This is a genomic window from Nocardioides cremeus, assembly GCF_030518195.1.
Taxonomy (GTDB): Bacteria; Actinomycetota; Actinomycetes; order Propionibacteriales; family Nocardioidaceae; genus Nocardioides; species Nocardioides cremeus.
The window spans coordinates 130376-150822 of the sequence record NZ_JAULSC010000003.1; the positions used below are offsets into that span (position 1 = coordinate 130376).

General features: G+C 72.0%; 12 protein-coding genes. 5 read left to right on the plus strand and 7 right to left on the minus strand.

From position 1 onward, the window contains the following. Positions 1–72 precede the first annotated feature (72 nt). The 5 genes from QWJ41_RS04980 to QWJ41_RS05000 all read right to left on the minus strand — a co-directional run bounded on the left by QWJ41_RS04980 (position 73) and on the right by QWJ41_RS05000 (position 12492). Positions 73–1179, minus strand: a complete 1107-nt coding sequence (locus tag QWJ41_RS04980) for a Wadjet anti-phage system protein JetD domain-containing protein (RefSeq protein WP_302706115.1) — start codon at positions 1177–1179, stop codon at positions 73–75. After that, entirely contained in the window at positions 1176–5858 is a 4683-nt protein-coding gene (locus tag QWJ41_RS04985; protein ID WP_302706117.1) for a hypothetical protein, read from the minus strand. The genes QWJ41_RS04980 and QWJ41_RS04985 overlap by 4 nt, the downstream gene beginning before the upstream one ends. A gap of 83 nt (positions 5859–5941) precedes the next feature. After that, positions 5942–6643: a hypothetical protein gene (locus tag QWJ41_RS04990; RefSeq protein WP_302706118.1), complete on the minus strand. Its 702-nt coding sequence runs from the start codon at positions 6641–6643 to the stop codon at positions 5942–5944. Between the two features lie 119 nt (positions 6644–6762). Then, a complete protein-coding gene (locus QWJ41_RS04995; RefSeq protein ID WP_302706119.1) occupies positions 6763–8370 on the minus strand; it encodes a hypothetical protein in 1608 nt (535 codons plus the stop codon). Positions 8371–8550: 180 nt separating this feature from the next. After that, on the minus strand, positions 8551–12492 hold the full coding sequence (locus QWJ41_RS05000) for an AAA family ATPase (RefSeq protein ID WP_302706121.1): 3942 nt from the start codon (positions 12490–12492) through the stop codon (positions 8551–8553). A 372-nt stretch (positions 12493–12864) separates the two neighbouring features. Between QWJ41_RS05000 and QWJ41_RS05005 the strand changes: the two genes are divergently transcribed. Both QWJ41_RS05005 and QWJ41_RS05010 read left to right on the plus strand, forming a co-directional pair. Continuing rightward, positions 12865–13440 carry an HhH-GPD-type base excision DNA repair protein gene (locus tag QWJ41_RS05005; protein ID WP_302706123.1) on the plus strand — a complete coding sequence of 192 codons (576 nt, stop codon included), beginning with the start codon at positions 12865–12867 and terminating at the stop codon, positions 13438–13440. A 172-nt stretch (positions 13441–13612) separates the two neighbouring features. After that, positions 13613–15109, plus strand: a complete 1497-nt coding sequence (locus tag QWJ41_RS05010) for an RNA polymerase sigma factor (RefSeq protein ID WP_302706124.1) — start codon at positions 13613–13615, stop codon at positions 15107–15109. A gap of 145 nt (positions 15110–15254) precedes the next feature. On the opposite strand, the gene QWJ41_RS05015 is transcribed toward QWJ41_RS05010, so the two are convergent. Then, positions 15255–15491, minus strand: coding sequence for a DUF7455 domain-containing protein (locus tag QWJ41_RS05015; RefSeq protein WP_193670307.1), 237 nt, complete (start codon positions 15489–15491; stop codon positions 15255–15257). Positions 15492–15810: 319 nt separating this feature from the next. On the opposite strand from QWJ41_RS05015, the gene QWJ41_RS05020 reads away from it, so the two are divergent. The 3 genes from QWJ41_RS05020 to QWJ41_RS05030 are packed head-to-tail and all read left to right on the plus strand — an operon-like array spanning position 15811 to position 19905. Further along, entirely contained in the window at positions 15811–17925 is a 2115-nt protein-coding gene (locus QWJ41_RS05020; protein ID WP_302706127.1) for a DNA gyrase/topoisomerase IV subunit B, read from the plus strand. Beyond that, the gene (locus QWJ41_RS05025) at positions 17922–18158 is read left to right on the plus strand and encodes a hypothetical protein (RefSeq protein ID WP_302706129.1); all 237 of its coding nucleotides are present in this window, start codon (positions 17922–17924) and stop codon (positions 18156–18158) included. The genes QWJ41_RS05020 and QWJ41_RS05025 overlap by 4 nt, the downstream gene beginning before the upstream one ends. A 37-nt stretch (positions 18159–18195) precedes the next feature. Beyond that, positions 18196–19905, plus strand: a complete 1710-nt coding sequence (locus QWJ41_RS05030) for a glycoside hydrolase family 3 protein (RefSeq protein WP_302706131.1) — start codon at positions 18196–18198, stop codon at positions 19903–19905. 18 nt (positions 19906–19923) lie between these two features. Here QWJ41_RS05030 and QWJ41_RS05035 read toward each other — a convergent pair whose 3' ends face one another. Then, a complete protein-coding gene (locus QWJ41_RS05035; RefSeq protein ID WP_302706133.1) occupies positions 19924–20439 on the minus strand; it encodes a beta-class carbonic anhydrase in 516 nt (171 codons plus the stop codon). Between the last annotated feature and the right edge of the window lie 8 nt (positions 20440–20447).

A 20447-nucleotide genomic window follows, 5' to 3' on the forward strand; every position in this document is an offset into this window, starting at 1 on the left:
AGTTCGCAGACGCGGGGCCGCGGGCGGCGGTCTTGCGGGTGCCGTTCACGCTCGCTGAGCTCTGGTCGCGGGTCACAGGCCGTGCAGCCAGCTGCGGTCTGAGCGGAGGGCGGTGAGGGTGAGGGCCTCCTGCGGCACCCGAATGCCGGCCTGCAGCAGGTCCGAGGACTGTTCCGCCAAGATCTCGTCGGCGAGCCAGTCAGTCAGATTGGGAGCCTGGTCCGGTGGCACCGGTGGCTGCCCGCCCTGGCGGACCGCGGTGGCAAGCAGGGCTCGGTACAGGCCATGCGCCGGCGCGACCTCGGGCAGGTCCTCGCGCGCCGCGGTCTCGGCGGCGTTGCGGGGGATCCGCAGCCCGGCGGCATCCAGGTCGCCGAAGTAGCGGACCCTCTCGATGCCCGGCAGATCACCGGTGGAGCGGACCGACGCCTCGAACGCGCCGCCGGCGCCCCACGCAACACACCCGACAGGTCCGCAGCCCTCGGACAGCGCGGTCCGGATGCTGTGGAAGGTGTCGTCGTTCTCGATGACCAGCAGCACCTGCCCGGCGCCGACCCGGACGATCGGCAGCGGCGGGTGAGTCCGGAACGTGCGGAGGTGATCGAGCGTGAGGCGGTCGGGGCCGAAGACGGTTGTGACAAGGAGAGAATCCAGGGCCTTTTCGTGTCCGAGGACCTCCAGTGACCGTTCCCGCAGGGGTACGACGTCGCCGTCGCGACCCCGGTCGCGAAGCCAGGAGTTGATGGTGCGCAGCTGCTCGACCTGCCCGATCGTCAGCCGCGCCCGAATCGCCCAGGACAGCTCGGGGCGCCACACGATGCCGCGCGCGACGGCCGCGGCGGACTCCGACGGGTCCGGTGCCTGGAGAGTCAACCGGACCGGCAGGTGGGGCCGGGCGGCGACGTCCTGCTTCTTCGACGGCGTGACCAGCCCGGCCGCCGCGAGCTGGGAGATCGCATGGGCCAGGTCGGAGCGGCGTTCGGGCCGCGCGACCGACGCTGGGTCAGCGGTGGCCCACAGCGTCCACAGTTCCGGCAACGGCACCGTCCGGCCCGGGACGCTCTCGAGGAGCGCGGCTAGTCGGAGCGCCCGGGTGCTCAGCAGGGCTGGGCTCCCCGCTTCGGGTGGGCTCGACGTGTCCGCGCCCGGCGATGTGCCCGCCCCGTTGGCGGAGGTCATGGCACGACCACGGTCTCGTCGGCGCTCCTGCCGCCACGCGCTTGAGTCGCGGCCGGGCCGGCACCTGCGGCCGGGCGGCGGTGGACGCGGGTAGCGGTCACGGTTCCCGGCGTCGCCAGGTCACCTGGCCCCGCTCCCGGTTCGACGTCCTCGGCAGCGTAGGGCGGCGGGAGCTGACGACGGACAACCTCGGCAACCTGGATGTGCTTCAACCCAGCCCGCAGGTCGGCATCGTTGCGTAGTCGGACCCACAACGGGAATGATGCGAGCACCCGGTCGTCGGAGATGCCGGTCGTGTAGATCAGCTGGACGCCGAGGGCGCGCGCCACCGACTTCTGCAGGTCGATGAGGTAGGACGCGTTCGCACGGCCGATCGGGTTGTCGAGGAACAGGACGCCGGAGTGCCGCGACCTCATCTGGCCGCGCTCGTTCGCGCTGAGTGCGGCAAGGGTGCAGTACAGAAGGATGGCCGCCGTCAGCTCCTGGCCGCCGGAGAACACGTCGCTCATCTCCTCGATAGGTGCGCGCTCGTCACGCAGCACAGAGTCCGGCTTGAGCACGTCGACGGTGAAGCCCTTGGGTACCGACGCGTGAACGGCCTCGAGGAGCAGCGCCATCCCGTCGCGGCGAGCGCTCTTCGACCTTCCGCCGACGGCACGGGACGCGTACTCGGCTGCGACGCGGTCGACGACCTCGCCGACCCGGACGCTGATCGAGGTCTGGTCCGGCTCGGAGAACTGGATGCGTAAGAACGCGCGCCCGCCCCACTCGGCCAGGTCGTCGGGAAGGCGGGACAGGCGGGCTGCCTGACGGAGCGTCTTCACCCCGCCGAACGCCAGCGCGCTGAGCCGGTCGACGATGGCCTTGCGGTGCCGATTCACGTTTTCCAAGTCGCTGGTCAGGGTCGCCAACCGGGCCTGAAGCGACGTCGACCAGTCCGCGGCCCGGGCCGCGAGGGCGTCCTGGGAGGTCTCCAGGATGCTGCGGCGGGCCTGAGTCTCCAGCGACTCGTACCGGCTCTGGTGCGCGTACGAGATGAGCTCCTGTGCGGCCGCGGTGAGCTCGGTGCGGGTCCGGTCAACCTCGTCCCGGGTGCGGCGCAGCGCCTCGACCGCAGCGGCGGCGGCTGCGAGCGCCGCGGTGACGTCCCCGGTGTACGTCTCGGCGGTGACGTCCTCAGGGACACCGCCCAGCAGGGTGGTCAGCGGCAGCAGCGCCTCGTTCACGCCACGAGCGGTGTCGTCTGCCTGCTCGCGCTGCCGTGCGAGGTCGCCCACGACACCCGAAGCCTCGTCGAGCCGGATCTGCGCCTGCCGTGCCTCGGCCTGCGCCTCGATCTCCAGGCCGCGTCCGTGCTCAGGGCTGGTCGGCTGCCAGCGCTCCGTGAGGTTGCTCCAGCTGCGTCGGCCCGGCTCGGTCGGTGACGCGGTCAGCACCGCCTGGTCGAGCTGGCCGGTCCGGGTCGCCAGCGCCTGAACCTCAGAGCGCAGCGTGGTCACGGTGCGGCGGGCGTTGTCAGCGCCGACGGTCCACGACGCGCGGTCCGCACCCGCGGGCGAAGCGCGGAGCCGCTGCGCCTCGGCGACGTGGGCCGGGTCGCGGAGCGCCAGCTCGTCGCGCAGGCTCTTGACCCGCGCTGCGGCCGCGTCAGCCTGCTGCCGCAGGTCGGGGTCGACCTCGAGCGCAAGGTAGATCTCGTGGGACGCGGCCGCGGCGGCCCGCAGGTCAGCCAGCGACTCCGCCGGAACCGACGCGGCTGGCTGCCCGCTGGTCGAGACGACATCGGCGCACGCCGCGCGGTGCCGTTGCGCCTGTGCTCGGGCCTGCTCGGCGCGCCGAGCGTGGTCGGCCTGCGCAGCCTCGGCGCGCCGGCGACGTTCGAGCGCCTCGTCGGCTACCTGCCGGTGTTGCCGGACCTCGGTCTCGAGCTCCGGTAGCTGCTGCTGAGCCTGTGTGGCTGACTCCACCAGGGCGGCGAGGGTCTCCAGCTTCGAGGCACGGTCCGCGGCCTGGCGCTCCTGCGCGGCGGCGCGCTCGAGTTCGGCGGCTGCGCGTTCGAGCGTCTCCTCGGTCTCCGTCAGCGTGCTGTGTGCAGCGGCCAGGGCTTCTTCTGCGGCCTGTTGGTGGGCGCGGGCCGTGGCGTCCACCTCGCGCAGCCGCGCGAGGTGCCCAGGCGGGCTAGCGCGCCGCCACCGCTGCAGGTCAGCGCGAGCGTCGGTGACCAGCTCAAGCTGGTCGCCCCCTGCGCGCAGCTGCTCGCCGCGTCGCGCCATCTGGCCGGTGAGTTCCTCGCGGCGCGCGGCCGCAGACTCCTCGTCGTACAGCGCCGGGGTCGGCTCGATGACAAAGACAGGCGAGGCGCCCGCCGGGACCGGCGCATCGAAGTACGCGCCTGTGGCTGCGTCCGCGCTGGTCGCGTCCACGGCGGCGCCCTGAGGGGCAGGCGCGAGGTCCAGGAGCGCGGCGCCGGGTCCGATGGCGACCGCCGCCGCGGGCAGGAGCCGAGCATCCTCCAGGGCGCGGCGGGCGGCGGGCATCTGGTCGGGGTCGACCAGGACGATGCCGTCGGCCAACGCCGGGTGTGCCGCGATCAGCTCGGCACGCTCGCTGGCCGGCACTGCCTCGTGGAGGTACCGCCACCCGGCGTGCGCGATGACGCCGGCCGCGTCGAGAACCTCCAGGGCGCGTTCGACCTCTTCCCGGGGCGGCAACAGGCCGCCGGCGCCGAGAGCTTCGACGACGCGAGCATCCTGCTGCTGCGTGGCACGCAGACTGTCGAGGTACTCGGTGTGGTTGTCGATGTCACGCCCGAGCTGGCCGAGGAGACGGTCCGCAGCCTCGTCGAGCTCGTCGACCGTCAACGACCTCCCGCCGTCGCCGTCTCGGGCGTCTCCGCTGCTGTCGGCGGCACCCGAATCGACGCCGGCGGCTTCGGCGATCGCGGTCAGCTGCGTGAGCCGCGCGGCCTCGGCCTCGACCCCGTGAAGCTCCCGGGCGGCCTCGGACGCCGCGGCCGTCAGTGATCGGGTCTTCCCCTCAGCGTCGGAGACGGCACGGCCCGCGGCCTTGACGTCGGCGTCGGCCGCACGCGCAGCGGCCTTCAGCCCGTCGAGCCGGGTGAGGGTCTCAGCGTGTTCGGCGCGGGCAGTCTCCGCGAGGCCGGCGACCTGTGCGGGGACGGTCGCGGTGGGGACCAGCCCCGCCGCGGCCGCGGTCGCGAGCCGCTCGTCGGCGGCCGCGACGATGCCCTGGGCGGCACGGTGCCGCTCTCCGGCCGTCGCCGCGAGTCCGAGCGTCTCGGTGCGCTCGTCGTCTGCCTCCCGAGCCGCACGTTCGGCGGCGAGGACGTCACGCTCCTGCTCGCCCGCCTCGAGGTCGCTGGCTTCTGCCTCGGCGAGGTACTTGGCCAGCAGCCGCCCGGCAGCTTCGTCGCGCCGGGCGAGCGCGGGTGCGGCGTCCTCGTCGGCGGCCGCTACCTGTGCCGCGAGCTGGTCGGAGGTCACGACGGCGCGGTCGAGCTCGTCAATCGCGGAGATCGTCTGCCACCCGCTCAGCTCGAGCTCGGCCGCGTCGAGACGGCCCTGGGTCTGCTCCTGCTGCGACTGCGCCTGCTCGTGCTCGAGCTTGAGCCGCTGCCGGTGCACCTCGTTGTACAGGGCACGTGCGGCGTCACGCTCGGTGGACCGGGACGCGACCTTCGCCTGCGCCGCCTGCTGGTCCTCCTTGAGCCGGTCGAGCGCGGCCCGTTCGGCGTCGCGGCGCCCGTCGAGCGACACCGCGAGCCGCTGGGCCGTGCGCAACGCGGTTGCGGCCTCGCGCTCGGCGGCTTGACGAGCCGCGTGCGCGTCGGCGAGCGGGTCGAGGCCCGCGATGACACCTTCGATGAAGTCGCGTTCGAGGAGCATCTGCTCGCGGTCGGCCAGGTTCGCGGCCCACTGGCTGAAGGTGTCCGCGACCGATGCGGCGTCGGCCGGGTCGGTGACCGTGGTCAGGAGCCAGTCGACGAAGTCCTTCGAGGAGGAGTATTTGAACGCCTTCGCGGCCTCACCCTCGTCGACGTTCATGCGCCGCTGGATGTCGAACAGGTCGGGCTCAATGCCGCGTTCGCGCAGGTGGTTGCGCCACCGGCCTTGGTCGTCCCCGAGCCAGGACAGCTCGGTGGCGGCCTCGAGCCGGTCGGCCTCCTCGACGGCCTCGCGGAAGCCGTCGAGCCGTCGTCGCCGTCCGTCGAGCATCACCGGGAGCGTGTCGAGGTCGAGGGCGTCGCTGGGCCGGAAGGAGTACCACGCCTCCGCGACCGGGTTCTTGTCGCTGCTTGAGCGGGTGCGGCGCTGGTAGACCTTCGCGGTCACGAGCCGCGCGCCGGTGCTCACGTGCATCCACTCCAACGCGACGTGGCCGGTGTCGCCGTCGAGGACGAATCTCTCCAGCGACGCGCCCCCTACGGTGTTGCGGCGGCCGGGAAGCACCACGCTGAACAAGAGCTTGAGCAGGACCGACTTCCCGCCGCCGTTCTCCAGCAGCAACAGCGAGAATGGCGCAGGTCGGCGCACGGGCGCGTCGAACAGGTTCTGGGACTGGACCTGTTCGCCGAGACCGGACAGGTCGAGGGTGACGTCGGAGTAGCGGGCACCTCGGGGGCCGATGCCCACCAGGCGGGCTCTGTTCAGCTCGTACATCGCGGCTCAGTTCTCGTGGGTGTCGTCGACGTCCGGGGCCGGGGTAGTCGGGCGGACCGGTTGAGATGTCGGAGTCGGACGGGTCACAGCAGGCTCACGTCCTTCTCGGTCCACTCGACGTGGGTCAGGGTTCCGGTGCCGTCGGTGATCTCGGTGATGCCAAGGGCGAGGAGCTCGGCGAACATCCGACTGCCGGCCTCGGCGACCTGGACGCGGTAGCGGCTGGTGGTGGCGTATGTACCGCCGTCGTCGTCGCTGCGCCGGGTGAGCATGCCTTGGTCGGCCAGGAACGTGAGCGCCTTGGCGACCATGCCGATGGTGGAGGACGCCACGCGGCGACCGTCTCCGGAGCCGGGAGTCGCGGCCCGGCGCTGGTAGACGCGCCACGCGGCCTCCAGGTCGGGCGCGTCCGCGGACGGGTCCAGGTCGTCGCCCGCTTCGACGGCGGCGTCGCTCAGGTGTCGGCATGCCTCGCGGACGAACGCCTCGACGCCGTTGACGGAGACACGTCCGACATAGGCGGGGTTGGACAGGTCGGCGGGCCGCGGGTAGGCGAGCGTCGCGGCACCCAGGTGGGCCAGGGCATGCAGAACGCGTTCGTGAGCCTTGCCCTCGCCTCCGGTGCGGCGGGCGTACTCGGTCATCCGTACTGCGAACACGCTGTCGTCAGTGCTGGCCACCACCAGGCCGTGACGCTCGTCGACGTCGAGGACGACTAGGTCGAGGCCCAGGCAGACCGCCTTGACCAGCTCGGCGAACCCGTCGTCGTCGCGGTACCGGCGCACGAGCTCGGCGTAGCCTTCGTCGCGCGCGGGCCGCTGTTTGGGACGGAGGGCGAACGCCACAAGACGCGAGGCGTCAGCCACCGCCCCGACGGAGCTCGCGGTTGTCTGACTGGTCGGGCTCACGCGGCCCCCTCCTCGTTCTCGTCGGTTTTCGTGGGGTCTGGGAGGGCCTCAGCTGCCGCGGTCTGCACGACTTCGGCGCGAGCGACCAGTAGGTCTGCGCCGGCGAAGTCCGGGTCGTCGAGCACGGTGCCGTCGTCGACTGCCATCAGCACGGTCGGATCCCGGTGACGGCGCGCGACGCCGATCTCCTGGGCGGCCAGCGCCAAGACACGCACCACGACCAACAGCGGCAGGTCCTTCGCCTGTGGGTCGGCGTCCTGACGTGCACGGGCGTCGGCGAGCAGCCCAGACAGCCGCTGCGGCGCAGCCGGATCGAGGTCGAGCAGCGCCTCGAGATGCTCGTAGCTGGCGTCGGGGAACCGTGCCGGTTCCTCGTCCACATCGAGGTCGAGGTCCTCGACCACCTCACCGAGCGTGTCGCGTTCGGCCGGCGGCGTGATGAGCCCGTCGAACAGGTCGGCCAGCCGCAGCGCATGCGGAACCACCAGTCCCGCGGCAGGGGAGAAGAAGCGCAGCAGTGCCACGTCGGCCTCAGCGACCGGACGAGCGAGTACCGGTTGCAGAAGCTGCGCGTGCAGGTCGAGCGCGGCCCGCATGGGGGCGAGGGCGAACGTCTGGCGGTCCTGCTCGACGCGGAACCGGCGGCCCGCGGTCTGCAGCCCGGCCTGAAGCTGGTCGTGACGGCGAAGGCAGTCCCGGACGACTTCGACGAGCCGCGCGGCCTGCGCCTTGCGGCTCGCGGTGTCCGCGGTGTCGCGGACCTCGGTCAGGTTGACCAGGATCGCGTTCTCGGCCCGATACCGCTCGATGATGTGGGCCAGCGCCTCGTCGATGAACGCTGGCATGGCCTCAGCCCAGTCCACGTTGCGTACGTCGCGGCTGGTCGCGTCCAGCCGTTGTCGCAGCATCTCGCCGTACTGGATCGTCCGGTAGCGCGCGTTCTGGGCGGCGGCCTGCGCCTCGTTGAGCCGGCCGCGCTTGATGAGGATGTCGAGGCGGACGTCTGCGGCGATGTGCGCAGCCTCCAGGTCGACCTCGAGAGCGCCGACGAGCACGTTCACTGCCTCGTTCGAGGCCCGAAGGTACAGCTCGCCGTCGGCGCCGCGGGTCTCCTCGAGCAACTTGAAGTCGAAGGTGCGCCGGTCGTACCCATCGGGCCCGGCCACGCCGTACACGGTCCGGAACCCCCGGTCAGCCGACCCGACGTTGAGTAGGTTCTCCAGGATCCACGATGCGACTCGGGCGTGCTCCCGGGAGGTCCGGTCCGGGGCCTGTGCTGCCACCCGTGCCGCCAGGTCGCGCAGCACCGCGTCGGGGTGGGCGCCGGCGTCGAAGTCCATCGCGATCGTGACCAGGTCGATGGCATGGAGGGCAAGCTCGGCCATCTGGTAGACGCTGTAGTCGGCCGCCTGAACCTGTGCCTTGCGCGCGTCCAAGTCGTGCAGCGGGGCGGTCGTTGCCAATGCCTTCACACGTTGCGCGAAGCCGGCCGAGGCGACTGCGTTCTCGCTGATGTACCCATCCTCGCCGTCCCTGGGGGCAGCGCGAAACGTGCCGGCACCGCTGCCCGCATCCGGAACTTCCGGTTCTACGTCGACCTCCATGCGCGTCACGCTAACCGTGAGCGGGGACACATGCAGGCGTTGACCTCGACTTGTGGGCCGGGCGAGCCGGGAGTCCGGCATCCTGTGGGCATGGCACTCCACATCACGGGTGACGACCACGCCGACCAAGTGCTCCTGTGCCGATCCCTTGCCGTTCTGTGGGGATGATGCTCGACCGGCTTACGAGTCGTCCTCGTCAGCGTCGCGCCGGAGGTCCTCGTCAATGAGTCTCTGCTGGGATGCCGCGGCATCTGCGTAGAACGCCCGGGCGCGCTCCGACAGATCGGGGTTCTCGGCCGCCGCCAGAGCCTGGTCTCGTCGACGCCCTTGTTCCTCGCTAGGTTGGCCTGGCCGCCGCGAGTAGCTGGCGGGATAGATCGAGATGCGGAGTCCGGCCAGCGCGCGGTCGCGTAGCGGTTGGGGGCAGGCGGCGATGCGGTCGATCAGCTGGGCGGTGAGCGCGACCTCGCGAACGGCGAACCCGTTGTCGCGGGCGATGCCGCCGGCCAAGAAGTCCACCTCCGCGTCCGTTCCGTTCGTGGCGACGTCCCTCACCACGCTGCGTGCTCCGTCGGTCAGCGGACGGCCCGAGATCGACGCCCAGAGCGCGGCGAGGTCGAACTGGCGCTCCTCCGGCTGCGTGGCAGCCTTCCGGAGCCAGGCCCGCAGCTCCTGCGGGTGCCCGGAGATTGCCTGCGCCAGCCCGCGGATTCCGGTCGTCTGCTCGGATGCGCTGAGCCCGCGCTCGCCGAGCAGCCGCAGCACGGGTTCGGGTAGTGCGGCGGCGAGTGCAACAAGCAGCTGATGGGCCGGGTAGTCCCACATCGGCAGCGCGGCGAGCAGGGCCAACAGGGACGACTGCTCCGAGGTCGACAACCCGCTCGGCCATCCGGGGCCGAGCCGGCGCACGGCGTTGGCCACGGCGGCGGCCACCTCGGACGGGTGTCGGGCGGCGGCCTCGGCGAGGCGGGGGACCCAGGTAAGGAGATCGGCCTCGAGGAGGCCCGAGGCCGCCGCCCACGCCGCCGCCTGGATCGCCGGGTCCGGCTGGTCCAGCGCGGCCACCAGCACCGGCTCCGTCTCGGGAACCCGGGCTGCCCAGCGATGGCGGGCGAACCCGCTCAGCACTGCTACCGCGAGCTCGGTGCGTCCCGCCATGAGCTTGGGCAGTGCCGCGGCGAAGGCATCGGTGTCGGCATCGGCCAGCACGTCGAGGAGGGCCCGAGCCCAGGGTTCGAGGGCCGATGCCTCGGATGTGCTGAGTGACCCGAGGACCGCGGGGATTTCGTCGGGCAGTGCGGCGGCCAGCCCTCGGATCACCTCCTCGACACCGTACGGCTCGTCATGCGGTGCGAGTTCGCGAAGAACGACCATCCGCTCAGCCACCATGTCGAGCGCGTCCGCCAGACCGCAACCGGTCAGGTCGGTGACCACCAAGTCCAGCTCAGCCTGCTGGCACCGATCTCGCAGTTCAAGCTCCTTCTCGGCCGCGGCCATGTCGGCGTCCCAATCGGCGTCCGCGTCCGGGTCCGGGTCCGGGTCCGGGTCCGGGTCCGGGTCCGGGTCCGGCAGGTCTAGCGCAGCGTCGCCAGCCGGGGAGGGCGGCAAGTGGGAGACGCCAGCTCGGGCGCCGCGTCGCGTGATCGTGGACCAACCGCCTCGAAGCACGTCGGTGAACAGGTCCTCGAGGTGATCGTCGACCGATGTGGCCAGCGCGGCGCCGGCCTGCCGGACCAGTGACGAGCGGGCGTGCCGGGCCAGCCAGTCCAACCGAGGCCTCATCGTGAGTCGGATCAGGGGCTCGGTCGCAGCGTCGGCGATCCGCTGCAGCACCGCCACAGTGGCCAGATCGTCGTCCTCCCAGGCAAGGATGACGTCCTCGGAGATGGAACGGCCGAAGTAGCCGACCGGCTCCTGCAGCGCTTCGGACAGGACGTCGACGGCGTCTGCCGCGCGGCGGAGCGACCCGGTGGCAGCTACGCGCTCGAGCAGGCTGCGCACCTGGTCGCGAAGTCCCCGCACCTTGTCGGGTGCGATGTCGTAGGGGTGCATCTCGATCGACCGATGGCCGGGGTCCATGGTGTAGCCGGACTTGGCGACCAGGGGCCTGAGCACGGTGATCGGAGTCAGGGGGGAGCCCGGCGGGTCCGGGGAAGCCAGCCAGCGCTCCACCGCCTCGAGGCAGGCCTGGGTGGTGACCGCGTCGTTGCTGCCGAGGTCTGCGATTTCCTCGAGCAGTCGCGCCGGGTGGTCGCTGTCCTGGTTCGGCGGCCGGGTGTCCAGCTGGGCGAGCTGCCACAGACGGTCGAGCACCTCGGGAAGCAGCTCGGGCGCCGCGGCACCGACGGTCCGGAGCAGGGGAGCGGCGGCGCGCCGCACGTCCGCGTGGTCGTACACCGCGAAGGTGCGGCGTTCGGGTGCGGTCGCAGGCCGGTCCAGAAGTTCGCTGACGAGGTCGAGGACCCGTCGCGGCTGCGTCGCCGCCACGGACGGCAGCCTGCCCAGGGCGGCGTAGCGGCCGGCGTTGCCGGCAGCTATCACCGCCGGCCGGATCTGAGCCCAGATCGGCGCGAACAGATCCGGGCGGGAGGCGGAGCCGCCGTGCTCGGCGAGCGCGGCGAGACGCCAGTCCAGCTCGGCGAGGTTGCGGACCAGATCCTCCGATCGGGTGGCGGCGAAGGCCTGCCACAGTCGGGAGACGAAGCCGGTGTCGGTGCCGACGACGACCGCTTGCGCGGCCAGCACCTCGTCGCCCAGCACGTCGGGCACCACGCGGACGTGTTCCTTGCGTAGCACGACCGTGCCGGCCTCGATCAGGTGGCCCAGATCGGTCAACAGCCCCAGCCGGTCGGTCCCGAGGAACGCAGCCGCCGTGTCGAGCTCGGTGTCGTCATCCAGATGCACCGTTCCCAGGGCCGCGATCACCGCGATGGTGCTGCGCGCCCGCTCCGGCGGCACGTCAGGGAGCCCAGCGGTAGCGACCTGGCCGTACGTGCTCATCACGTGTCGTCGGATGTCGGGGTTCAGGGTCAGGGCCGCCGTCAGCTCGCCGGACCGGATCATCGAAATCGCCAGCACCGCGATCACGGGCGCGTGGCGCGCCTCCCGAGCCAGGCGCTCGGCGCCCGCGGCGGTGAGCGGCACGTCGTCTGCCTGCAGTTCCTGCACCAGGCGCCGGGCCTCGGAGGGCGAGAGCGCGCCCAGCGTCATGGCAACGATCTCCCGGGTATCGAAGTGCGCCTGGGTGGCCGCGGTGAGTACCTGGGCCGCGGTCCCGCGGGCGGTGACGAGGACCCGAACGTCGCTGCGTCGGCGGGCGTACTGCAGCACGGCGGCGACCCCGTCGGCATCGCGGTGCGCGTCCTCCACGAGCAGGATCAGCGGGCCTTCGGGAAGCCGCGCGAAGGCGTCGTCATCGAGGACGCGGCTCTCCACGCGCACCATCACCCGGGGATCCTTATCCTCCGGAGTCGAGAGTCGGCGAAGCGCTTCGAGGACGAGACGGGACTTCCCGACGCCGGCGGGCGCAGTGAGCACCACCAACCTGGTGTCGGCAGCGGTGGTGAGTGCCGCGGTGAGGGCGTCCAGCTCGGCCTGGCGGCCGACGATGCCGGCGCGATGATCGAACCGCCGGCCGGGGGCGAGCGTGGGCGCGTAGAACTCCACGAGCGGGGCAAATGCGTCGAGGGCAGGATCGGCGTCCCGGGGCCGGGTTCGGTCCAGGAGCGTGCGGATGTCGTGCGCAGCCCAGCGCAGCTGTACGCCCAGGGCGACGAACGCGTCCTCCGTCTCGAGCGCACCGAGGACCTCGGACTGGAGCGCGGAGGCGATCGTGCGCGCTTGCGTGGTGCGCCTTCTGGATCGGATCAGGACGTCGTGACTCACCGCGTCCGCCAGCAGCTGGCGTGTCGTCGACCGGGTGTCGAGCAGCAGCGGCCAGGTCTCGGGGCGGCGGATCAGACGGCGCAGGAGGAGCCGCTCGACCCAGCGCAGCTTGATGTCCTCGTAGACGCCGAGGCGGCGCACCAGTTCTCGGCCGAGCTCCTTGCGTCGCAGGGTCGTCACCACCGCGTCGAGCGCGGCAGCGCCGAACTTCTCGCCAAGCCACTCCAGCCCGGTCACAATGACCCCTTCCGTGCGTGGCGCCGGGCGCGGCTGCCGGCCCGTCGGCACCCTACCGCCGGCGCGGAGGTGGCCCGCGCGAGCAATCGCGGCCCCACCAGTCAGTGCAAGGGGTCTCCTGCAGCATGGGCGACTGGGGAGCCGGCTCAGGCGGGGGACCGGGTCGCGCGGTGACATCCCTCAGCTATGACTCTGCGGCCTGGACTGGCAGCGCGAGGAGTCCACTCCGCTGCTCGGTTCAAGGCTGGCGCTCGTGCTCGCGGCCAGGTCAGCCTCCGGGGGCCAACGGGTGAGTCCTGCCGAGCTCCCGTCGAGAATCGGCGCGCCCATCAGCCCTCGGCCAGCGAAGGCATCTGCGGCATGCTGTGCGCCATGCCTCTCCACATCACAGGCGACGACTATGCCGACCGAGTCCTCTCGGACGATGCGTTTGCTGTTCTTGTTGGAATGATGCTCGACCAGCAGTACCCCATGGAGCACGCCTTCCGCGGCCCGGCCAAGGTGCTGGAGCGCTTCGGCAGCCTGGAGCCGGCCCGCATCGCGGCCGCTGACCCCGAGGAGTTCGCGTCGTTGTGCGCGACCCCGCCCGCGATCCACCGCTTCCCGGGCTCGATGGCCGCCCGGCTGCAGGACCTGGCCCGCATCGTCACCGACGAGTACGACGGGCACGCCGAGCGGCTGTGGCTCGAGGCCGCGGACGGCAAGGACCTGCTCAAGCGGGTGATGGCACTGCCGGGCTTCGGCAAGCAGAAGGCGCAGATCTTCGTGGCCCTGGTCGCCAAGCAGCTCGACGTGCGCCCCGAGGGCTGGGACGCGGTGGTCGGGGACTACTCCCAGGAGGGCTACCGGTCGGTGGCCGACGTCGTCGACGGCGCCTCGCTGCAGAAGGTGCGCGACTTCAAGAAGCAGAAGAAGGCCGCCGCGAAGCAGGCCTCGGCGCCGACCTGACCTGCTCCCGGATCCTCGCTAGGATCCTGAGCGCAGCCTGAGGGTGGGCTGAGGCGTGGCTGAGGGTGCGGACCGCCCTGATGCTGGCCGGCCACCACCCCCGTGGCAGAATGTTCATCGCGGCTCTTGACGACTCCGGGCCTTGCCGCGCCCACACGTCAGCACACGAGAGGTGTTCGTGTCCTCGAACGCACGCAAGATCCCGACCGAGGTGCTCGCCCACCCGTCCGTGGTGGCCCTGATCGAGCACGGCACCCCCACCGGCAGCCTGACGCCCGAGGAGGTGCGGCAGGCCAGCGAGGAAGCGGCGATCGAGCCCAAGCACCTCAAGGCGCTGCTCGCCCACCTGAGCGGACTGGGGATCTCGGTGCACATCGGCGCGGCCAGCAGTGCCCGCGCCGTGGCCGCGACCTCCACGCGCAAGACGACCACCGCCAGCGCCGCCAAGAAGGCCCCCGCCAAGAAGGCGGCGCCCGCGAAGGCCGCCGCCCCGGCGAAGAAGGCGGCGGCGAAGAAGACCGCCACCGCCAACACCGCCGGCGCCGACGCCGAGCCGGTCGACACCGTCGAGGCGGTCCTCGAGCCGGTCCCGACCGTGGGCCCCGACGGCAAGAAGATCCTGCCCGACGTCCCGGACGAGCAGTTCGAGAAGGACGTCAAGAACGACCCGACGATCAAGGAGGACGAGAAGGACGCGTCCTTCGTCGTCTCCGACGCCGACGACTCCGGTGAGCCGGAGCAGCAGGTCATGGTCGCCGGTGCGACCGCCGACCCGGTCAAGGACTACCTCAAGCAGATCGGCAAGGTCCCGCTGCTCAACGCCGAGATGGAGGTCGAGCTCGCCAAGCGCATCGAGGCCGGCCTCTTCTCGGAGGAGAAGATGGCCAAGGGCGGCCGGATCGGCCCCAAGCTCCTCGAGGAGCTGGAGTGGATCTCCGAGGACGGGCGCCGCGCCAAGAACCACCTGCTCGAGGCCAACCTGCGCCTCGTGGTGTCGCTGGCCAAGCGCTACACCGGTCGCGGCATGCTCTTCCTGGACCTGATCCAGGAGGGCAACCTCGGCCTGATCCGCGCGGTCGAGAAGTTCGACTACACCAAGGGCTACAAGTTCTCGACGTACGCCACGTGGTGGATCCGCCAGGCGATCACCCGCGCCATGGCCGACCAGGCCCGCACCATCCGGATCCCGGTGCACATGGTCGAGGTCATCAACAAGCTCGCCCGGGTGCAGCGCCAGATGCTGCAGGACCTCGGGCGCGAGCCCACCCCGGAGGAGCTCGCCAAGGAGCTCGACATGACCCCCGAGAAGGTCATCGAGGTCCAGAAGTACGGCCGGGAGCCGATCTCGCTGCACACGCCCCTGGGCGAGGACGGCGACTCCGAGTTCGGTGACCTCATCGAGGACTCCGAGGCCATCGTGCCCGCCGACGCCGTCTCCTTCACGCTGCTGCAGGAGCAGCTGCACGCCGTGCTCGACACGCTCTCCGAGCGCGAGGCCGGCGTGGTCAGCATGCGCTTCGGCCTCACCGACGGCCAGCCCAAGACCCTCGACGAGATCGGCAAGGTCTACGGCGTGACCCGCGAGCGGATCCGCCAGATCGAGTCGAAGACGATGTCGAAGCTGCGCCACCCGTCGCGCTCGCAGGTGCTGCGCGACTACCTCGACTGAGCAGGACAGCACCACACGCAGCGCCCGGGAGCCTGGCTCCCGGGCGCTGCTGCGTTCCTGGGGCCGGGACCAGGGCCCGAGACAACGCAGCAGGCCCCCGGACCGAGGTCCGGGGGCCTGCTGATCAAGCGCTAGGGGAGTGGCGTCACTCCGTCTCGGGGGCCTTGGCGGCCATCGGGGAGTCGGAGGTCAGCTTGTGCGTCTCGTCGATGACGTTGGACGCGACCTCCTTGAGCTTGTCGCCGTGCTCGCGGGCGTGGTGGGCGCAGAAGAGCAGCTCGCCGCCGCTCTGCAGCTCCACGCGGAGGTAGGCCTGGGCTCCGCAACGGTCGCAGCGGTCCGCTGCGGTCAGCGGGGCGCTGGGGGCAACTGTGGTGGTCACATCGGCCTCATTTCTTCGATCACTCGGTGCTTGGCTCAACGTAGCGAGGGGACCCAAGATTCCCGCGATCATCTGATTCCCCTGTTGTGAGCGTCTCAACCCGACCATCGGGGTGAGACCGCCTGTCCGTGCTCTCCCAGTGTGCGGGTCGGGGCGAGGGGAGCGGGGTGATCTCACGTTTCCCGTTCCGATCGTTTCCACATCGTGACGTGGCCGGCTCGCGTGCTGGGTCTCTCCACGCTAGCGGTGCCCCCGCGGGCGAGCCTGTGCGGGGCACCGGCGTGTCGTGACCTAGATTCGGAGCAGCACCCGCACCCGGATGGGTCGCGGTGCGCACCCGCCGTACGCACGTCCTGCCAGGAGCCCCACGATCGCCGACAACACCTACAACGCCGCCCACCTCCTCGTCCTCGAGGGGCTCGAGGCGGTGCGCAAGCGTCCCGGCATGTACATCGGCTCGACCGACACCCGCGGGCTGATGCACTGCCTGTGGGAGATCATCGACAACGGTGTCGACGAGGCGCTGGCCGAGTCCGCCACCCGGGTCGAGGTCGTGCTGCACCCCGACGGCTCGGTGGAGGTCCACGACGACGGTCGCGGCATCCCCACCGACAAGGAGCCCAAGACCGGGCTGCCCGGCGTCGAGGTGGTGGCCACCAAGCTGCACGCGGGCGGCAAGTTCGGCGGCGGCTCGTACGTCGCCACCGGCGGCCTGCACGGCGTGGGCCTCTCGGTCGTCAACGCGCTCTCCTCGCGCATGGACATCGACGTGGAGCGCTCGCCGGCGGTCCAGGGCCTGTCCTTCCAGCGCGGCGTGCCCGGCGTCTTCGACGGCGAGGGCCTCGGCGGTTCCTTCGAGCCGCGCTCGGGGCTGACCCGCAAGGGCGCCCGCGTGACCAAGGGCCGCTCCGGCACCCGCATCCGGTTCTGGCCCGACCGCCAGATCTTCACCAAGGACGCGACCTTCGTCTACGACGAGCTGGTCACCCGCGCGCGCCAGACCTCCTTCATCGTGCCCGGCCTCGAGCTCGTGCTGCGCGACCTGCGCGGCGAGGAGCCGGTCGAGGAGAGCTTCCGCCACGATGGCGGCATCTCGGAGTTCACCGAGTTCCTGGCCCCCGACGAGGCCGTCACCTCGGTGCTGCGGCTGCAGGGCAGCGACACCTTCACCGAGACCGTGCCGCTGCTCGACGACAAGGGCCACATGACGCCCCAGGAGATCGAGCGAGAGCTCGTCGTCGACGTCGCGATCCGCTGGGGCACCGGATACGACACCGAGATGCGCTCCTTCGTCAACGTGATCGCCACCCCCAAGGGCGGCACCCACCTCAGCGGCTTCGAGCAGGCGCTGACCAAGACCTTCAACGACGTGATGCGCCAGAGCAAGGCGCTCAAGGTCAACGACGCCGACGTCATCAAGGACGACGTGCTCGAGGGCCTCACCGGGGTCGTCACGGTGCGCCTGGCCGAGCCGCAGTTCGAGGGCCAGACCAAGGAGATCCTCGGTACGCCGGCCGCGCGCACCGTCGTGCGCAAGGTCGTGGCGCGCGAGCTGAAGGAGTGGCTGACCTCCTCCAAGCGCGAGCAGAAGGCCCAGGCCAAGCTCGTGATGGAGAAGGTCGTCGGCGCCGCCAAGACCCGCCTGGCCGCGCGCCAGCACAAGGAGACCCAGCGCCGCAAGAACGCCCTGGAGTCCTCGGCGCTGCCGGCCAAGCTGGCCGACTGCCGCGACAACGACAACGAGCGCACCGAGCTGTTCATCGTCGAGGGCGACTCCGCGCTCGGCACCGCCAAGCTCGCCCGCGACTCCTCCTTCCAGGCGCTGCTGCCGATCCGGGGCAAGATCCTCAACGTGCAGAAGGCCTCGGTCGGCGACATGCTCAAGAACGCCGAGTGCGCCTCGATCATCCAGGTCGTCGGCGCCGGGTCGGGCCGCACGTTCGAGCTCGACGCCCGCCGCTACGGCCGGATCATCTTCATGGCCGACGCCGACTCCGACGGCGCGCACATCCGCTGCCTGCTGGCCACCCTGTTCTTCAAGTACATGCCCGAGCTGATCACCGAGGGCCGCGTCTACTCCGCCGTGCCTCCGCTGCACCGCATCGAGCTGTCCAACCCCAAGAAGGGCATGGACAAGTACGTCTACACCTACTCCGACGACGAGCTGCAGCGGAAGCTGGCCGAGCTGAAGAAGAAGAACGTGCGCTGGAAGGACCCGGTGCAGCGCTACAAGGGCCTGGGCGAGATGGACGCCGACCAGCTGGCCGAGACCACCATGGACCCGCGCCGTCGCACGCTGCGACGGATCACCGTCGACGACGCCGACGTGGCCACCCAGGTCTTCGAGCTGCTGATGGGCTCCGAGGTCGCGCCCCGCAAGGAGTTCATCGTGCAGGGCGCCTACGACGTCGACGTGGAGGCGCTCGACGCATGAACGTCGCGTGGCGGGCCCTCCTGTGGTCGCTCGTCACGCTCGTCGTCGTCTGGTGGGCCTTCCAGGCCGGGGTCGAGTCCTTCGATCGCGAGCACTGCGGGCCTGATGCCACCGACTGCGACCTCGGGTTCCTGCGCGGCGCACCCTGGGCGGGCCTGGCGCTGCTCACGATGGCGCTCATCATCGGCGCCGCCGAGACGTGGCTGCGCCGACGCCGCGCGCTCGACGCCTGAGTGTCGTCCTCACCGCCGGCCTGGGACGATGGAGGGCGTGCCCGCCTCCGTCTCCCCGCACCGCCGCGGGATCGCCGCGCTGCTCGCGCTGGGGGTGCTCGCGGCGGGCTGCACGGGCGACACCGAGACCCCGGAGCCGGGCAGTGACGGGGCCAGCGCGGAGGCCGCCGCGCCCGACCCGCCCAGCGCCTCGGAGCGGCTGGGGCTGCGCCCGGGGTGGGGTCCGAGTCGCGCCGAGCTCGACCTGGCGGCGCGGCGTACGAACCGGATGACGCTGCCCCAGCTGGCCGGGCAGGTGATCGTCGCGAGGTGGAGCGGCACCGGGGCGCCGACGGCGCTGGTGCGCCGCCTGCACCTGGGCGGCGTGGTCGCCTTCGCCGGCAACGTCTCGTCGACCGACCAGCTGCGCCGCGCCACCCGCGCGCTGCAGCGCGACGCCGGGCGGGACTGGCCGGTCATGGTGGCCGTCGACCAGGAGGGCGGCACCGTGGCACGGGTGCGCGGCTCGGCCACCGGCTTCCCCGCGTTCATGTCGGCCGGCGCCGCCGCCCGGCCGGCGCTGACCCGGCGCACGTACGCGGCCAGCGGCCGCGAGCTGCGCGGCCTGGGCGTTAACGTCGACCTCGCGCCCGACGCCGACGTCACCACCGGCCCCGGCGACCCCGTCATCGGCAGCCGCTCGGCCGGCTCCGACCCCGCGACCGTGGCCCGTCACGTGGTGGCCGCCGCCCGCGGCTTCCGCGACGCCGGCGTCGTGCCGGTGGTCAAGCACTTCCCGGGCCACGGCTCGCTGGGCACCGACAGCCACCTCGCACTGCCGGTGCAGCGGCGACCGCTGGCGGCGCTGAGCCGCACGGACCTGCGACCCTTCCGGGCCGCGGTCGAGGCCGGGCTGCCGGCGGTGATGACCGGTCACATCGCCGTCGCCGACGTCGACCCCGGGGTGCCGGCCAGCCTCTCGCGGCCGGTGGTGACCGGGCTGCTGCGCCAGCGGCTCGGCTTCGAGGGCGTGGTGATGAGCGACGCGCTCGACATGGGTGCGGTCAGTGGGCGGCGTACGCCGGCGGTGCAGGTGCTGCGCGCCGGCTCCGACGTGGTGCTGATGCCGCCCGACCCGGCCGCGACCCGCGCCGCGATCGTGCGGGCCGTGCGCGACGGGCGCCTCGACCGCACCCGCCTGCGCCAGGCCGCTGCCCGCACGATCGCGCTGCTCGAGCACCACGCCACCGGCGACCCCGCCCCGCCCGGCAGCGGACGGGCGGCCTCGCGCCGGCTCTCCGCGGCGGCGGTCACCGTGGCCGCCGGGCCGTGCCGGGGCGCGCTCGTCTCCGGGCCGGTGGTGCCGCTGGGTGGCGACGCGGCGGTGCAGGCGTTCCGGGGAGCGGCGCGCTCGGCGGGCCTGTCGCTGGGCGAGGTCCGCTACGAGAAGCCGCCGCGCCCCGAGCGCACGGGGCGGAAGAAGAAGGACCGCGCCGCCCTGCGCCGCTGGCGGCGCACCGAGCCGGTGCGCGTCGTCGACGGCACACCGGTGCACCTGCTGAGCGGCGGTGCCGCGCCCGACACGGGTGTCGTGGTCGCCACCGACCGGCCCTACCTGCTCGGCGGCTCCAGCGCCCCCGTGCGCATCGCGACGTACGGCGAGACGCCGGGCGCGATGTCGGCGCTCGTCGACGTGCTCCTCGGGCGCGAGCGCGCCCCCGGGCGGCTGCCGGTCGAGGTGCCGGGGGTGCCGCGCCGGGGCTGCTGACCGGCTGCTGGGCGCCGCTCAGACGTGCTGGGTCAGCAGCCCGGTGTCGACGTCGTAGACGAAGCCGCCCACGGCCACGGTGTCGGGCACCAGCGGGTGGGTGCGGACCTTGGCCACGTCGTCGGCCAGCGCGGCGAGCTGGTCGGTGACCACGTGGAAGGGCTGCCACGTCGAGTCGGTGCCCGCGGACGCGGTGACCCGCTCGTGCAGCTCGGCCTCGGTGGCGCTGGCCATCGCGCAGCGGGTGTGCGGGATGACCAGGACGCGCTGCACGTTGAGCAGGTGCGCGCCGAGGACGAGAGCCTCGAGGGCCTGCGGGGTGACGCGGCCGCCGGGGTTGCGGAAGATCTTCGCGTCACCGGCGGAGAGCCCGAGCATGCCCAGCGGGTCGATGCGCGAGTCCATGCAGGTCACGATCGCCACGCCGGCCTTCGCGACGCCGTCGAAGCCGGCGTACTCGAAGGAGTCGGCGAAGGTGCGGTTGGCCTCGAGGAGGTCCTCGAAGCCGGCGGAGGTGGGGTGCGTGTCGGCCATGGCCCGCA

Bases quoted from the DNA above. Each gene is read 5' to 3' on its own strand.
- QWJ41_RS04980 (WP_302706115.1), bottom strand. From the start codon at position 1,179: ATGACCTCCGCCAACGGGGCGGGCACATCGCCGGGCGCGGACACGTCG.
- QWJ41_RS04985 (WP_302706117.1), bottom strand. From the start codon at position 5,858: ATGTACGAGCTGAACAGAGCCCGCCTGGTGGGCATCGGCCCCCGAGGT.
- QWJ41_RS04995 (WP_302706119.1), bottom strand. From the start codon at position 8,370: ATGGAGGTCGACGTAGAACCGGAAGTTCCGGATGCGGGCAGCGGTGCC.
- QWJ41_RS05005 (WP_302706123.1), top strand. From the start codon at position 12,865: ATGCCTCTCCACATCACAGGCGACGACTATGCCGACCGAGTCCTCTCG.
- QWJ41_RS05020 (WP_302706127.1), top strand. From the start codon at position 15,811: ATGGGTCGCGGTGCGCACCCGCCGTACGCACGTCCTGCCAGGAGCCCC.
- QWJ41_RS05025 (WP_302706129.1), top strand. From the start codon at position 17,922: ATGAACGTCGCGTGGCGGGCCCTCCTGTGGTCGCTCGTCACGCTCGTC.
- QWJ41_RS05035 (WP_302706133.1), bottom strand. From the start codon at position 20,439: ATGGCCGACACGCACCCCACCTCCGCCGGCTTCGAGGACCTCCTCGAG.